This is a genomic window from Hydrogenophaga sp. 2FB (genome assembly GCF_005503365.1).
Lineage (GTDB): Bacteria > Pseudomonadota > Gammaproteobacteria > Burkholderiales > Burkholderiaceae_C > Hydrogenophaga.
Map to the genome: position 1 here is coordinate 1 of NZ_SCML01000048.1, position 14101 is coordinate 14101.

13 protein-coding genes are annotated in these 14101 nt (G+C 58.8%); 2 read left to right on the forward strand and 11 right to left on the reverse strand.

What is annotated here, in order from left to right; all coding sequences use genetic code 11:
• Positions 1–1116: DinB/UmuC family translesion DNA polymerase (locus FFS09_RS22995; protein ID WP_137921271.1), on the forward strand; the 1116-nt coding region annotated here is incomplete at its 5' end.
• A 64-nt stretch (positions 1117–1180) separates the two neighbouring features.
• Here FFS09_RS22995 and FFS09_RS23000 read toward each other — a convergent pair.
• From FFS09_RS23000 to FFS09_RS23035, 8 genes are all read right to left on the reverse strand, one after another.
• Positions 1181–1654 carry a hypothetical protein gene (locus FFS09_RS23000; protein ID WP_137921272.1) on the reverse strand — a complete coding sequence of 158 codons (474 nt, stop codon included), beginning with the start codon at positions 1652–1654 and terminating at the stop codon, positions 1181–1183.
• Between the two features lie 128 nt (positions 1655–1782).
• Complete coding sequence (locus FFS09_RS23005) at positions 1783–2163, reverse strand: hypothetical protein (RefSeq protein WP_137921273.1); 381 nt, start codon at positions 2161–2163, stop codon at positions 1783–1785.
• Positions 2164–2208: 45 nt separating this feature from the next.
• Positions 2209–2790, reverse strand: a complete 582-nt coding sequence (locus FFS09_RS23010; RefSeq protein WP_137921274.1) for a hypothetical protein — start codon at positions 2788–2790, stop codon at positions 2209–2211.
• Positions 2791–2867: 77 nt separating this feature from the next.
• Positions 2868–3983 carry a hypothetical protein gene (locus FFS09_RS23015; RefSeq protein WP_137921275.1) on the reverse strand — a complete coding sequence of 372 codons (1116 nt, stop codon included), beginning with the start codon at positions 3981–3983 and terminating at the stop codon, positions 2868–2870.
• Positions 3980–4225, reverse strand: a complete 246-nt coding sequence (locus tag FFS09_RS23020; RefSeq protein ID WP_137921310.1) for a hypothetical protein — start codon at positions 4223–4225, stop codon at positions 3980–3982. The genes FFS09_RS23015 and FFS09_RS23020 overlap by 4 nt, the downstream gene beginning before the upstream one ends.
• Before the next feature lie 1495 nt (positions 4226–5720).
• On the reverse strand, positions 5721–6005 hold the full coding sequence (locus FFS09_RS23025) for a hypothetical protein (RefSeq protein ID WP_137921276.1): 285 nt from the start codon (positions 6003–6005) through the stop codon (positions 5721–5723).
• An 85-nt stretch (positions 6006–6090) separates the two neighbouring features.
• Positions 6091–7644: a sigma-70 family RNA polymerase sigma factor gene (locus FFS09_RS23030; RefSeq protein ID WP_137921277.1), complete on the reverse strand. Its 1554-nt coding sequence runs from the start codon at positions 7642–7644 to the stop codon at positions 6091–6093.
• Between the two features lie 11 nt (positions 7645–7655).
• Positions 7656–9572: a P-loop NTPase family protein gene (locus tag FFS09_RS23035; RefSeq protein WP_137921278.1), complete on the reverse strand. Its 1917-nt coding sequence runs from the start codon at positions 9570–9572 to the stop codon at positions 7656–7658.
• Between the two features lie 333 nt (positions 9573–9905).
• Here FFS09_RS23035 and FFS09_RS23040 point away from each other — a divergent pair, with 333 nt between their 5' ends.
• Positions 9906–10367, forward strand: a complete 462-nt coding sequence (locus FFS09_RS23040) for a hypothetical protein (RefSeq protein WP_171020151.1) — start codon at positions 9906–9908, stop codon at positions 10365–10367.
• Positions 10368–10636: 269 nt separating this feature from the next.
• Here FFS09_RS23040 and FFS09_RS23045 read toward each other — a convergent pair whose 3' ends face one another.
• The 3 genes from FFS09_RS23045 to FFS09_RS23055 all read right to left on the reverse strand — a co-directional run bounded on the left by FFS09_RS23045 (position 10637) and on the right by FFS09_RS23055 (position 14048).
• The gene (locus tag FFS09_RS23045) at positions 10637–11128 is read right to left on the reverse strand and encodes an HU family DNA-binding protein (RefSeq protein WP_137921280.1); all 492 of its coding nucleotides are present in this window, start codon (positions 11126–11128) and stop codon (positions 10637–10639) included.
• A 155-nt stretch (positions 11129–11283) separates the two neighbouring features.
• Positions 11284–13512, reverse strand: coding sequence for a DotA/TraY family protein (locus FFS09_RS23050; protein WP_137921281.1), 2229 nt, complete (start codon positions 13510–13512; stop codon positions 11284–11286).
• 62 nt (positions 13513–13574) lie between these two features.
• Complete coding sequence (locus FFS09_RS23055; RefSeq protein ID WP_137921282.1) at positions 13575–14048, reverse strand: hypothetical protein; 474 nt, start codon at positions 14046–14048, stop codon at positions 13575–13577.
• Positions 14049–14101: the final 53 nt, after the last annotated feature.

Consider the following 14101-nt stretch of genomic DNA (forward strand, 5'->3'; position numbering starts at 1 on the left):
CAGGAACTGCTTGAGTACGGACGAGCACTGGAGATAACGGTTGGGGATACCTCTACGTACAGAGCTTTCCCTCTAATTGAAATGCAACACTGGCCATGGTACCTCTTAATCGACGAGAGCTTCATCCGGCTCGATGGAATCCGCGGGGACCTGGTTGAGCGTGCGCACTCCATGCGCGCGCGGATCCTGCAGTGGGTGGGCATGCCTTGCTGCATTGGCATCGCCTCAACCAAGAGCCTCGCGAAGCTGGCCAACCACATCGCAAAGCAGGCCGATCGCAAGCCCGGGTCCTACCCCGTGGAGCACGCCCAGGTCTGCGACCTCACCAGGCTCTCTCCCTCCCAGCTCGATGAGCTTTTGGCGGCCACGGATGTGGCCGACGTCTGGGGTGTCGGCCGGCGCATTTCCAAGCAGCTCAACGACCAAGGCGTGCACACCGCCCTGGATCTCAAGCGCATGAGCCCCGCGGCCGCGCGCAACGGATGGAGCGTCGTCTTCGAGCGCACCGTGCGTGAGCTGCAGGGGGAGTCGTGCATGGACATCGAGGACGTCGCCCCGGACAAGAAGGAGATCGCATGCACCAGGTCATTCGGTGCCCCGGTTAGGGATGTGGTCGAGATCCAGGAGGCGGTGACCGACTTCGCCTCGCGCGCCAGCAAGAAGCTCCGGGACCAGGAAGGCGTGGCTGGCCAGGTGCTGGTGTTCATCCGCACGAGCCCTTTTCGGAAAACGCCCCAATACAGCCGTTCGGTGACGATCCCTATGCGGACCCCTTCATCCGACACCGGCGCGATCGTGGCGGCCGCCCTGATGGGTCTGACGGCGATCTTTCGCCCGGGGTTCGACTACGCCAAGGCAGGCGTCATGCTCATGGACATTGCGCCTGGTGCGCGTGAGCAGTTCGAGCTGGACCTCGGGGCGGATGACCCAACGCCGGCGGCCAGGCCCAGGTTGATGGAGGCGCTGGACAGGGTCAACGATCGGTACGGCCGCGGGACACTGCAGCTGGGAACGGGAACCTTGGGAGCCAAGCCCCGGAAATGGACCATGAAGCAGGAGAGGCGAACGCCTGCGTACACCACCAAGTGGGAAGACATGCCTGTGGTGCGGGCGTAAGGCAGTCCGCGAACCTCAGCGATCACCCACAGGACTTAACTCCGGCGACATGCCGCTGCATGGTTCATTTGCAGACGGTATGGAAGCTGGGCATCGAAGGCGTTCCGGTGTTGTGGGAAATGCAAGATGTCTCTCTGGGCTGGGCGCTCTCGATGAGTGCCTGCCGCGAATTGAGTTCGTTGATTCGCCGTTGTTGCAAGTAGACCCATTGAGTCTCGGTGAGCTTGCCAAAATCAATTTGCTCGGCAAGTGCACGTTGATATGAACGGATTTCCGCTGTGAACGGCGTGTCACCCCTGCCGCGGTACAACTGATCCCGCAAACGGTAGTAACCATCAACCAGGGATACCCAAGACATCTGACCGCTCCGGGCACGTGCGTATGCCGCTGCTGTGTAGTTGTCCAGAGATCGGCAAGCCTTGGAGAAGCACTGGTTTTTGATGGGCTGCGAGTCGAGGTAGTACACAACGTCGCCCTCGAGCATAGAGGCGCAGCCGGTCAGTGCAGACAATGCAATGGCGAGATAGAGCTTTCGCATGGGGCCCCCGAAGTGGTGTTTGACTACTTTATCGGCCCATCACACTACTTGCAGTCGAGAATTGATATGCAAACGTCTGCCAGTTCTTTTGATGAGCAACCTTGCATTCGGGTTTTCACGTCGAGCGACTAAGGCAAGACGCGTTCAGTGCGCCACTCATACATCCGGTCCTTGATGAGCGCCGGATCGACCAGGAATTCACGTGTCCCACCTGCCTTGATGTCGAAGTAGCGAAACAGCACCTGGGCGGGATGCCCGTCGGGACCTGGGCTCATCCAGCAGCCGGTTGCATTTGTCTGCCGGCCAGAAAACTGGATGAATCCCGCCCGGCCTTTGGGGCAGTATTTGAGGAATGACGCGCTGTCTGAGAAAAACAAAACCGTGCGCACTGATCCGTCGTCGATGCGTGTCTCAGCGACTTGAATGGGGAACCGGTCGGGAGTTGACTGTGCATGCGCAGTGCCAAGGTACCCACTGCACAAAACGAGTGCGATCGAGCTGATTTTCATGGGTTCAATCTCCGATGGACCGAGGCGACGAGGCTCAGAGGTGATTCAGAGGGCCATTTGCCTCAAGGCCCGTTCTTTCTGCTCACGCTCTTTTCGTTCATCGTGATCTGCAGAATACGGTACATCCACAAGGTAGATCACGGTGAACTTTCCCTTTTTCGCATGAAAGGTCAGATCAATGGTCGAACCCTGAGCCTTGAAAGCATGGACAACGCCATCTTTGATGGCGCTTGTCTGCAAGTGCGAGTATTTCCGATTCAAAGACACAAAAGTCTCGTTCACGGCGCTCAAGTCTGCCTTTGGGTCCGCATCATGGATTCCAAGCCGACGGATGCGCCCAAACTCGCATCCGATTGTGATCACGGCCGCACCAGGAAATGCCGCGTCCACATTGGTAAAGCGCTTGAAAAGCATTGCAGAGGGTTCACCCCCGGCTTGGTCAGAGAGCGATCTGTCAACTTCCAACTTGGCGCCAAGAGATTTCAGCTTGGCATCCATGCGTGCGCATGAGTCGCGGGAAGTGAGATCGATGCCAAATGGATCAGCAAGTGGGCCTGAGGAGGCGCTGGCACTCAATGAAGTCCACAGAAAAATGGTCGCGAGCACTGTCGATAGGGGCTTCTTCATTTCAGTTCGGGGAGACTTTGGGCTGTGTGATGGTACCGAGGAAAGGAGTCGTCTGGAAATCGTGGCTCCTGAATCCGTCAATAGATCGCGATGTCTTGCCTGATGAAATGGGCGCGACTGAACGAAAGCGCTTGCTTGATGGCGCGCAGCACATCGATGTGAATCGGTCGAAGCATTGCCGGTCGCGCGCTATCGCGGGTCTCCAAACACCCAGGATGGTCGTAGGTGAGCAACTGCTCGCCGAACTGCGGATAGAGCTTGCGCACGTCAGTCATCGTATTGACGGTGAACCCTTGACAAATGGGATCGACGTTTTTGCGAAGGAACAGCAGGCCCTCAGGATCGATGCCAAATGCAGACATGATCTCTTTGTCTGATGAGCTTGTGAGCAGCATGCGAAAGTACATGCAGATCCCAAGGAAGCTGTCCAGCCGACGATCCTTGAGGCCGTAGATGGGCTGATCCAGACTCACGCCGGCGCGCACCTGTCGATCGGCTTCGCGGCGCTTGTTGACCCTGCGCATAGTCGTGTCGATCATCAGGCCTTGGCCCCTCATAAAGCCACGCTGCATCCTCGTGAGCCTGGGCGCTCTGCCAATCTGCTCCACCGCCCAATCGGCCGCGAGTGCTTCCGCTTCTGGGTGAACAACACCCAGGTACGCAGGCGTTTTCTTGGTCGAGGTGACGTAGTAGTCGGCCATCTTCCACCACCTGGCCTCTTCCGCGTCGACAGGATCTTGTCCGGCGTGTCGCCACAGGGGAATTCGAAAATCCTCAAGTGACGCCTCGATCTTGCGAGCTCGCTCGGTGTAGCCGCGGACTGAAAACGTGTCTTGCAGAAGGCGCTGGAACTCGATGAGTTCATCGGGCGAACTGTTGCTCAGGTCGTATCCGCCGGTGAGTTGGTGCCAGGCGCGAAGGGCGTCGATCAGATCGGCATCCGGGCTGCGGTGACCTTTGCCGGTGTTCGTTGCCTCATACCGGGAGAAGTCCAGTCCGTAGCGAGCCAACTGGGCGATGTTCGACTCCCCAAGCGTGCCTTTTTTGAACTGATTGAGCTTGAAGCAGAACCAGTTGCGCAGTGACCGGAGCTCGGGGGTGTCTGGGGGCAATGTCATGCCATGGTCACGGACGAAGTCCGCAGCCCAGTCGAATTTGGACCCATAGTGGCTGGGCATAGGAAGGCTGCTCATTGCAGGCTCCCTTCGGCAGACCCTGCGGATGGCGTGGTGAGCCCCATATCTCTGGCGATAGGCCCCCATTTGTAGAGGATTTTTCGACCACCGAACGGCCGAATGTAGTGCACGTCCTTCAAAAGAACTGAGTCTTTCAGGCGTTCGCGAATCGTGCCAGCGTCGTACCTGATTCGTGCTGAAAGCTCTTCTGTCGTTAGCAAATCGCTCTCATGGAAGCGAGGTGATGAATCAGGGGGCACCTGCGGAGATTCAGGAGGCTTTTGAACTGCGGGAGGAGTGTCCACCGCAGGCCTTGAAAGCACCGGCAGATTGCCATCGAACGGGGTGCGAACAAGGCGATCCATTCGCACGCTAAGGCCAGCGTCATAGAGGATCACACAAAGGGCGGCAATGTCCAGGGGGTCGCCATCAGCAATGGCCTCAGTGAGAGATGTGCTGACGGACCCATGTTGAGACAGGCTCAACGGCGCTTCGGCGGCGCCAGTGCGCCGCCGAAGCAACTCCACCCGCTTCGCCAGCGATTCGGAAATGTCTTCTGGCAAAGCGTGAGTGTTGTTGACGGCGGGCTCAGTTGGCAATAGTCCGCGCGCATGCTCGGCAACACATGCTGTTTTGAGTTCGACCCCGGCCGCGGAAGGCGCAATAGGCGATGGGGAAATCGCGAGCTGGGATGAGAGGGGAGGCGAGGGTGGGGTCGCATGAGTGGACGATTCAGAAAGACGCTGCTTGATGCCCTTGTCGATGACTTCAGAGAGGAAGTTGCGGACCTTGACTTCTTGCGACGCGCTCGCTTTGGTGGTGCCCCAGAACCGTTCACGGGCCCGCTGGCGAACGTGGGCCTTGAGGCGCGAAGTGGCCAATGCAAATGACTCACCGCTGAATTCGAACCGGATCACCACCTCGGCATGAAAAAGCGAGATGGATGAACGCTGAATCTTGATCGGTCGGGTCATTCTCACGCCAAGACGATCGATGGCTCTCTGGCACGCGTTGTCGGCAAGATCCCTCGGTGGCGAGTTCAAGTGCTTTGCGACCAGGCGCGCGCCAACGAACAGGTCTTTGAACTCGTTGAGCAACCAGCGCATGGCGTCGATTTGTCTGGCATCGTCAACGAAAGCGATGCTCACGCGCCCATTTCCAACCTTGATGTCGGCCTCTTGAAACAGCGCAATGCGTCGCATGGTGAGGACATCGCTTTCCGTAATCGCCTTGTCAACCATGTCATCAACGCGCAGCGTCAGATCGGACTCCGTCAGGTGGATGTCGCGGGGGAGGTCGATGCCACCATTGCGTTGGGATGGGAAAAGCCTTGTGTTCGTGGAGTTCTGGAGGGTGGCGGCATGCGTCATGAGAAAGTCCTTGAATCTTTGATCGATTGGATCGTTCGGTTATGGCAGATTGATTCTTATGGGTAAAGAATATGCTATACGCATAAATCAAGAAGCCAGAAGATGAGAAATCTGTCCGATTAAGGGCGCAGGGGGCGGCGCGCCTCCGGCGTTGGTGATGGGCGAGGCACTGACTCGACTCTGTTCCAGGCGCCAGGGGCAATCACACCAGTCGCCATCCCCCCGGTTTGCATGACCAGATGGCCATCCTTGAGCAGCACGCTTCCAAGAGGTGGCAGATCAACTCGCGTGCCATCCTGGAGAAGGATTTGAACCGTATCCTGGGTCGTGGGCTGAATGAGAATCCCGCCATTGAGCGCTGACATCATGAGATCCTTGAATGAAGTTATGCTGGGCGCCGCAGCTGGGCGGCTACTTGCGAAAGAGATGCCGACAGGCTCTCGATGTCCTCAACCGTCATGCTGTTGAGGTCGAATTCGGCCGGCGCTTCACCGGCGCCGCGATCGAGAGAGAGGACAACGAAGAAGCTGAGTGGGTGACCGGGCACCGGGGTCTTGCGCTCGATCCAGCCGTCCTTGTCGACCCATGCGGTAACACCCACGCGGCCCGAGCTGGCCTCCACAGGATCGGGGGGCAACGAAGGTAGCTTTTCTGGGGCCGGCTTTGTCATGGCATGGACTCTTGGTGAGGCAAAAACTGGAAAGCCCTCTTTCGAGGGCATTCATGGTGCAGCGATTCGCTGCGATTGCTGGCTTTCATCCAGGCCGGATGTAGGCGTTTCTCAGCAGCGGGAAGAAGTTGTCCGGGAGGTTTTCTTCACCCTTGGCCCAGCGTATCACGTCACGCGAAATTTCCTTCAATGCCTTCTCGAAGATCTGGCGCACCCGTTCTCGTGAGAGCTTGACGATTTCGCCGATCTCGCCAAGCGAGAGCGGTTCGTTCTCGTAGTCCGGATGCAGCCCAACGCGCATCTGGAAGATCTCACCGTGGAGCTCGTTCTCGGTACCGTTGGATGCGCGCAGCAGCCAGGTCACCAGCTTCTTGGCTTCCAGAGCCTGGTCGACGCCCACTTCTTCGGATTCGAGCAAGTCCATCAACGTACGGTCATCATCAGCGCTGACCTGCTGGTTCGCACTGGTGAAACTCGCCGCCGTCGGGCGTTGCGACATCATCACGTCGGCCTCGGCATCGAGATCATCGGCCTCGTCCACCTTGCCCGCCGCACGCGCCTCGCGGGCCGATTTCCGGATGGAAACTTCGCGATCACGAAGGTAGGTGGGTGTGCGAACCAGCTCATCTGCTGACAGGTGCCGACTGATCGACTGGCGAATCCAGGCATCGGCGTAGGTCGAGAAGCGGAAACCCTTGGAGGGATCGAAAAGCTCGGCTGCCCGGATCAGTCCGAAGGAGCCGAACTGAAACAGGTCATCGAGGGAGCGACCTGTCTTACGGTACCGCGCGGCAATGCGAACCAGCAGGCGCGTGTTTCGCTCCACGAGTTCATTTCGGGCGGCTTCGTCACCAGCTTGGATTCGACGGCCGAGGTTGGCCTCTTGCTCGACACTGGGAGGTGCAAAGCGGTCGCCACGCAAACGGTTCAGGAGCGCCTGCATCGCTGCAACGTGTGCAGCCTTGTCAGCCTTGGCTGCGCGTTCTTCTGCTTCGCTCTCGCTGACGGGGGCACGGCCGGCCTCTTCATTGTCGGCGGCCGACTCGCCTTCGTCGTCGACATAGCCTTCGACAACTTCATCCGGCGGATCGATGTCGCCGGACTCAGCAGCTTCTTCCGACGGCGTTGCGGCTGCATCGGCCTTGCGTGGTCGGCCGCGCCGTTTCGCCTGTGCAGGTGCAGATGGCTCGCTGGCAACGTCCGGTGCCATGCTGAAATCTTCGTCGCCCAGGATCCGAGCGATGGCGAAGTTCTCGCCCAGATTCTTCGCTGCATCCTTGTAGGCAAGAGTGGCCTCTTCGGATGCGTCAGCGATCGCGACCATGGCCATGACAGCCTTGGCGTTTTCGCTGGAGCTCTCCACATAGTCCTTGACCGAGGCGAGGTCCATGCCACCCGCGCGCAGGTACATGGCCGTGGACACCTCATCGGAGTTGGCGGCTATATGGCCCAAGTGTGGGTTCGTGGCCGTCACACTGTGGACCACGTCGCGCATTCGTGCCATCACGTGGTCTGCCCTGCTGAGGACGTCCTCGGCAGCGGAATCGTCATCACCGTTGGCGATGTCGAACAGGTCAAGCTGTCCTTCAGAAAACCAGTCTCGGCCGGTTTTCCTGGAACGAGGTCGGGCGGTACTCATGTGCGCTCCGATCAGGCCTTGGCCTTTGCCTTCTTGTTCAGAGACGGCATGTCATCACGGTTGCCGACCACCATGGCGACGAAGTCGTCTCGGGCCTGGTCGGGGTTGTTCCAGATGCCACGGCCAGTGGAGTCGGCAAAGCCCAGCGCCAGGGCCTCTACGACGCCACGGTTGAGCTTGACCTCGATGCCGTCGTACGAACCCAGCGTGTTGATGGCACCCATTCGAGTCATCACACGGGACAACGTGTAGTTCATGTTGCCCGCGGCGAGGTTGGCCAATCCCGTGCACAGGCGATCGGTGGATTCACGCAGGTGCGCCTCGTAGGCGGCTTCGCTCTTCCCCTTGGCCTCGAGGGCTGCGGGTGACAGGGAGATGCGCTCGAAGAACGAGTCGGCCAGCGCCGCACCAAAACGGAAGGAGAAGTCCTGCTCGGATGCTTTGGTCTCGTTGCCGATGTTGGCGTCGAACTTGACCTGGTTGAGGTCGCCGGTGGCCATGAGTTCGTCAGCCAAGGGGATGGCATCGGTCAACATCGCTCGCATGAAACCCACGTAACGCTCTGCAAGCACGCCGCCGGCAGTGCCCTTGACAACGTGGCCGATTTCCTCGGCAAAGATGGTGGGGCTGGCATTGGACTCGCGCGCCATGACGAAGTAGGGCAGCACTTTGGCCATGGCGTTTTCGAGCGAACGGGAGTTCGGCTTCGGAATGCCTCGAGCGCTGCGGCCGTCGCCCACGGGTTCGCGGAAGATGCCATCCTCGTTGCCGTACTTGCCGATGAAGGCGCTGAAAAGCGCGTCGCCGGTCTCGGCGTACTTGGAAGCCACGCGTTGAGCCCAGTCACGCGGTGTGTCGCGCACTCGGACCTTGAACACACGGGTCACCTCGGCATCCGATTGCTCGGATTGGGTGTTGGTGTTGTCTTCCGAGCCCATGTTGCCGGTGAAGGTGACCATGGCATTGCCGATGTCCATCACGCCCGAATAGCGGTTGCTCTGGGCCACCTCCAGCAGAACGTTGCGCACCGATTCCGAGGCGTTGGCCACGTCATCGAAGTTCACGAGAGAAAACGGGGTCTTCGTGGCCATCGCAAAGCGACGGTTGGGCAGCATCTCGGCGACGTACTCCACCGATGCGTCGGCCTTCACAGGAGCGTACGTCGTCAGGCGAATGGCATTGGTGCCCTTCTTGACCTGGATCTGCAGGCGGCCGTCCACCGCTTCGTCACCATCGCGCAGCATGGACACGCCGCCGCCAATCTTTTTGGCGTCTTCGATCACCTGGCGAATCAGGGTGTTGACGAGCAGGTCCAGTTGCGCCGGCTCGCCCTTGAGGACCAGGTCAACAGCGCGCAGGGACCCCTTCATGTATTCGGTCGGCTCTGCCGAGGCAACTTTTGCCAACGCAGACATTCCGCGCGCACGGCTGGCGACTTCGGCCAAGAGCCAGTCGCCGGCGTTGTTGCTACGCGAGATCGCGCCCATGCCCGGCGTGTACTCACCCTTGGATGGCAGGCCGCCGATATCCATTGGGGAGTTTTTGCCTGAGAGGTTGACGGTGAAGTAGTAGAAGTCCTTGGGCGTGAACTGGTGGCCATCCGTGGGGTTTTCCACGAAGTTCAGTTCAGCGACTTCGCAGAACTCTTTGATGGCTGCGCGAATCAGCGTGGTTTTACCCACGCCCGGCTCGCCTTCAAGGTAGAAGGGGACCTTCGGCTCGCCCTTGAAGGTGCCTGGGATCATCTTGATGCCCGCCTTGCCGGAGATGCGCTCAGCGTGAGCGTCGATCTTGGCGTCAACAGCCGGATCGATTCCCTTGAACCTCCGGGCAATGTCAAACAACAGATGCTGGCGGCATTCGTCGGAAGACCAGTTGACGAAGGGGCTGGAAGCCAGGTCGGAGGGGGCGGACGATTTCTTTGCCATGGGGGCTCCAGATTGATTTGCCGCTTCCGATGTGCCACCGGTTGCAGGCCAGGTCTTGTTGATGTGTAAAGGTGATATCCTTTACGCAGCTTGATGCAGTTTCAAAACGCCTCGATGAGGCGTCAACTGGAAGGCGTCAGAACACAATATGTGCGGAGTATATCAGTTACGCATCAAATGCAAAGTCGGATATCCACCGAAAGAAGCGCGGATCAGTTGATCGGCTTGAGTGCGAAAATGTGCATTTCTGAAGCAGTCAAACTCTGCGCTCGTGCCACGTCTGTTTTGGCGCCGGCGCTCTGGGCGAAGCTGCGGCAGGCATCACATCCGCCCATGCCCAACATACAAGCTCCCGACGAAGAGATTCCCGGTCTCTGGGATGAGCTGCGCCCGTTGTTGGAAACCATGTCGGAGCACGAGGCCGAGACCAGCGCATTGGTGGGGTCGCTTTTGAACGTTCCCGATCCACGCGATCTTGTGGGCCGTACCCCGTTGATGCTTGCCTACTGGCTTGGCAACTTGCCCGCCGGACACGTGATCGGTCGCCGCGGCGAGAACTACGATCTCCTCGATCGTGAGGGGCACGATGGCCACTGGTACCTCGCGCACCGTGGTCAGGGTGCACGCATGCGCGGCGTGAGCAACTTCATACTTCAGCACCTGGCGCGAAAAGCGCTCTACAAGGTCATCGAAGAAGAATCGCTCGCTCCCAAGCTGGCTGGCACAGTTCACACTGAAACGCCATCAGCCGGCCCCAGGGCTGATCGCTTGGGGGATGACGGGAAGGTCGTATAGCGCGTCGACCGGGAAGCCGGAGCCACATTCCCCGTGTTTCTGTGGATAACGTTGGGGATTCCTTTGGGGCGAATCCCCTTGAGGCACGGCCCGCTTGAGCCGGCGCTAGATTGCCTTGTTTTTGAGCACAGGAACAAGTGGTCGGCAAGCCTACCGTGAGCACTGCCCTCCATCGAGGAGGCCCATGAATCCGAAACTGAAAAGCCCCGGCAGATTTGCGCTGCTCGGGGCTTCATGATGATGGCGCAAAGCGCGCCAGTCGCGCGCGATTACAGCGCGGCGTCTTTCAGCTTCTTCAGCGAGCGCACCTTGATGCGCACGGTGGCCGGCTTGGCAGCGAATTCGCGCTCCACCTTGGTGAAGGGGTCGATGCCGCGGCGCTTCTTCTTTGCCGGGATGGCCAGGGAGGTGACCTTCAGCAAGCCAGGAAGGGTGAATTCCCCCAGGCCCTTCTTGTTCACGGAAGCGAGCACCGTCAGCTCCAGGCCGGCCAGCACGGCTTTCACGGCCTTGGCATCAACACCGGTGAGCTCAGCCAGGTGGACTTGCAGAGCAGTCTTCGAGAGCGCAGTCTTGATGGGCTTCAGTGCTGCGGGCAAAACGTTCAGCGCAGGCTTTGCCGCGGCCGATTTCACGGGCGCTGCTTTCACAGGAGCCACCTTGACAGAAGTCGCCTTCTTCACCGGAGCGGACTTCTTCACTGGAGCAGCCTTCTTCACCGGGGAAGGTTTTGCGGCTGCGGTCTTCTTGGTAGTTGCCATTTCGAATTCAATCCTTGTGTAGTTGAGCGCCTTTGCGCAGCGGCCATTTTAGGCATGGCGTTCGATGCAGGCTCTTGGGGCTGCGCTGGACGCATTCTCAGAATGGAAAAAGGGCAGGGGTTTGCACCTCCTGCCCTTTCGTTTTTGCGTTGGCCTTACTCTTTCGAGCCGCCACCGCCTTTTCCGCCATCCCGGCGCAGCATGGTGGCAGACAGGCCCGCTTTCACTTCGGTCAGCACGCGTGCGGAGGAGGAATTGGCCTGTTGTGCACCTTGAGCAAACTCTTGCGCTTTCTCGTAACCCGCGAACTGACCGCCGATCCAGGTGTAGACCTTCTGTGCAAGGTCATAGACCAAAGTCAAGCTCGTGCGAACCACCGTCCAGATCATGACCACATAGAGGCAGACCAAAACGGCGATGGAAGCCAGGCCAGTCGTCGAGTTGGCCTGGACTGAGTTGATCGTCGCCGAAAACGCAATCGCGGTGAATTTGCACATCGGATCCAGAATCAGGAATGCACCGATGAGGCCCAGGATGATGAAGATGGGACGCGTCGCCGTTTCGAGCAGGATCATGTAGCCGCCGGCCGCGCGCTGGCCAGCGAAGCCATCTCCATCGGGGTTCAAGTGACCGGCAAGCCAGATGGGTGCCGCGACAACCGCTGAGAACACGGCCATCAGCCAGCCCAGAACGGCCCCGGTGGTCATCAGGAATGGGAGAGTGGGAAGAATCAGCGACATCATGATGCCAGCGAAGAAGAGAACGCCGGCAAGCGTATAGATGACTGGGGCAGCACCTTTCATGAGCTCGGAGAAGATACCCCCAAGAGCCGATCCACCCAGGCTCCCGACTTTGGCGGCAATCTTTGCAACGCCAGGAATTGCATTTGCAGCCTTGTCGATTCCATACACAAGGACCGCAATGCCCTGCGCTGTCACCATCATCGCATCGCCCTTGTTCTTGATTTGAACCATGGCATGGTCAGAGTTACCTGGGTCAAATGCAACCAACTCACCAATCCATTTGGCGAGTGAATCGCCCGGGTTGAACGAGTCGCTCGTGTCTCCCGCGAAACCATTCTCAATTCTGGCGTTGATGCTGTCGAGATCGGTGACCATGTCCTTTGTGGTGAGCCCGGCAACATCAATGTCGCCAAGATGCGAGGAGGAATACACAGGCGTCTGAGAGACCACTTCATTCATCTTGGTGCGAATGGCTGCCATCTGGAAAAATGCAGGACCAGCCATCATCCATCCAGCTTCGCGGCTGTCTTCCATGAACGAGTCCAGGTCGCCCTTGATGGTGTTCACGGATGCTGCGAGTGGGGCTTTGGTGTTCGTCATGTAAATCTGAACACCTTTGGCAATCGCGCTCTTCACCAAGGCCTTGAGCTGTACGTCGTTCAGATCAACCTGGTTTTGGTTCGCATCTGCTTTCGCAGCAATTTGGGCTGCGGCTTCACGCAGTGGACCCTCGGATGCCATTGTGATGGCCCGGGTCTGCTGGTCGATGAGCGTTTTCATCGCCGCTGCAGTGGCCTTCTCATCGCCTGAGCTGGCCCCAGCGATGGCATCACTTCTTCCAAGGATTCCGCTGGTAGCGGATTGCACCGCGAATGATCTGCTGGTCCTCACATACTGCAGTGAGTTGACTTCCCCGCAGTTGTTCATTTCGCTGGTGTTCGGTAGGCCGTACTGCAGAGTCGTTCGATACGTGGAGCCATCGGGCGCTGCCAATGGCTTCACCGTGATGCCGTGCGCCTGCTGAGATGACTCGGTCTTGATGGCCAAGCAGACTTCGGCAAGGAGGACATCCTTGAGGAGGTGCTCAACTTTCTGCTGATGCAGAGCGCTTTCAACTGCAGTCTGCGCCTGGGATCCAGCGAACCCCTTCATGGCATGGCCCCAAACAGCGGAGCCGCCTCCGCTGCCAGCCATGGCCAGCCAAAGAATCAAGTGCTGGGCTGTCGAGTAGCCCGTTGACAGCGGCACCATCATGCCCGTGCCCATGATGAATCGAAGCGGCACCCAGGTGCTGCTCCACTTTCTACCGAGCACCTCGCCATCCTGAGCCGAGTTCAGCGTGCCAATGATTGACACCCAGGTAAACATCAGGGTGCCGAACGCTAGCGCGAAGATGTTGAGCTGCTGCATCGCAGCGCCCAGCATCGGAACTTGTGTGTCCGCGTTCCAGTCGCCAAAGATTGCCTTGAGCACCCACAGGCTCATGTCACCCTCTTTGGGCATGAAGTCACCAAGGGATGGGTTGACCGGGATTTGCGCCTGCGCCATGGCAATGCCCGCCGAGAGCATGAGGACCAGGAAAACCCCGATGCCGTTGACTCGGTGACGCTTTCGGGCGAATGCGATGGAAGGGCTTGTCATTTTTGGACTCCAGCTCAACGGGTGGTACCGCTAGGATCGATCTGCAGGGAAAACTCAGTGACTCACAGCACCAGGTAGGTGCCTCGAATACGGATTCCGTCTTGGAGACGGATCAAGTCGCGGTTCTGGATCTGCCAGGCGCGAAAGCCGTAGAGGTAGCCACGAACGAAAATGCCAACCGCCCAAAATGCGCTGACACCACCGAACAGAAGCGAAGAGGTGATTGCAAGCCACACAGCGTAGACAAGGACAAACGCCCCAATCACATACATGGCCACGTGCAGGTTCTTCAGCTTTTCGAGCTGGGAAGAGAGGAATTCCTCGGTGAGCCCCTGGCGCGCGACTGCGGCATCGAATGTCTCGACGCGCTTGGGCGCGACGTTTCCGCTCAGCAGCCCCTTGTAGGTGCGGAACACTTCTTTGTTGAAGCCAGCCAGATGAGTCGGGTATGCCATTTCCCGTTGCTGGTTCCAGAAGCCCGAGGCCCAGCGCTTCAAGACACCTGGTTTTTTGACGTTTTTGTCTGCTGCGACCACGCTGGTCTCCTTGAAAGCCGCGCAAAACTTCTGCGCATAGGGTGTAAAGTATA

Bases quoted from the DNA above. Each gene is read 5' to 3' on its own strand.
- FFS09_RS23010 (WP_137921274.1), bottom strand. From the start codon at position 2,790: ATGAAGAAGCCCCTATCGACAGTGCTCGCGACCATTTTTCTGTGGACT.
- FFS09_RS23035 (WP_137921278.1), bottom strand. From the start codon at position 9,572: ATGGCAAAGAAATCGTCCGCCCCCTCCGACCTGGCTTCCAGCCCCTTC.
- FFS09_RS23045 (WP_137921280.1), bottom strand. From the start codon at position 11,128: ATGGCAACTACCAAGAAGACCGCAGCCGCAAAACCTTCCCCGGTGAAG.
- FFS09_RS23050 (WP_137921281.1), bottom strand. From the start codon at position 13,512: ATGACAAGCCCTTCCATCGCATTCGCCCGAAAGCGTCACCGAGTCAAC.
- FFS09_RS23030 (WP_137921277.1), bottom strand. From the start codon at position 7,644: ATGAGTACCGCCCGACCTCGTTCCAGGAAAACCGGCCGAGACTGGTTT.
- FFS09_RS23040 (WP_171020151.1), top strand. From the start codon at position 9,906: ATGCCCAACATACAAGCTCCCGACGAAGAGATTCCCGGTCTCTGGGAT.
- FFS09_RS23000 (WP_137921272.1), bottom strand. From the start codon at position 1,654: ATGCGAAAGCTCTATCTCGCCATTGCATTGTCTGCACTGACCGGCTGC.
- FFS09_RS23015 (WP_137921275.1), bottom strand. From the start codon at position 3,983: ATGAGCAGCCTTCCTATGCCCAGCCACTATGGGTCCAAATTCGACTGG.
- FFS09_RS23025 (WP_137921276.1), bottom strand. From the start codon at position 6,005: ATGACAAAGCCGGCCCCAGAAAAGCTACCTTCGTTGCCCCCCGATCCT.
- FFS09_RS23005 (WP_137921273.1), bottom strand. From the start codon at position 2,163: ATGAAAATCAGCTCGATCGCACTCGTTTTGTGCAGTGGGTACCTTGGC.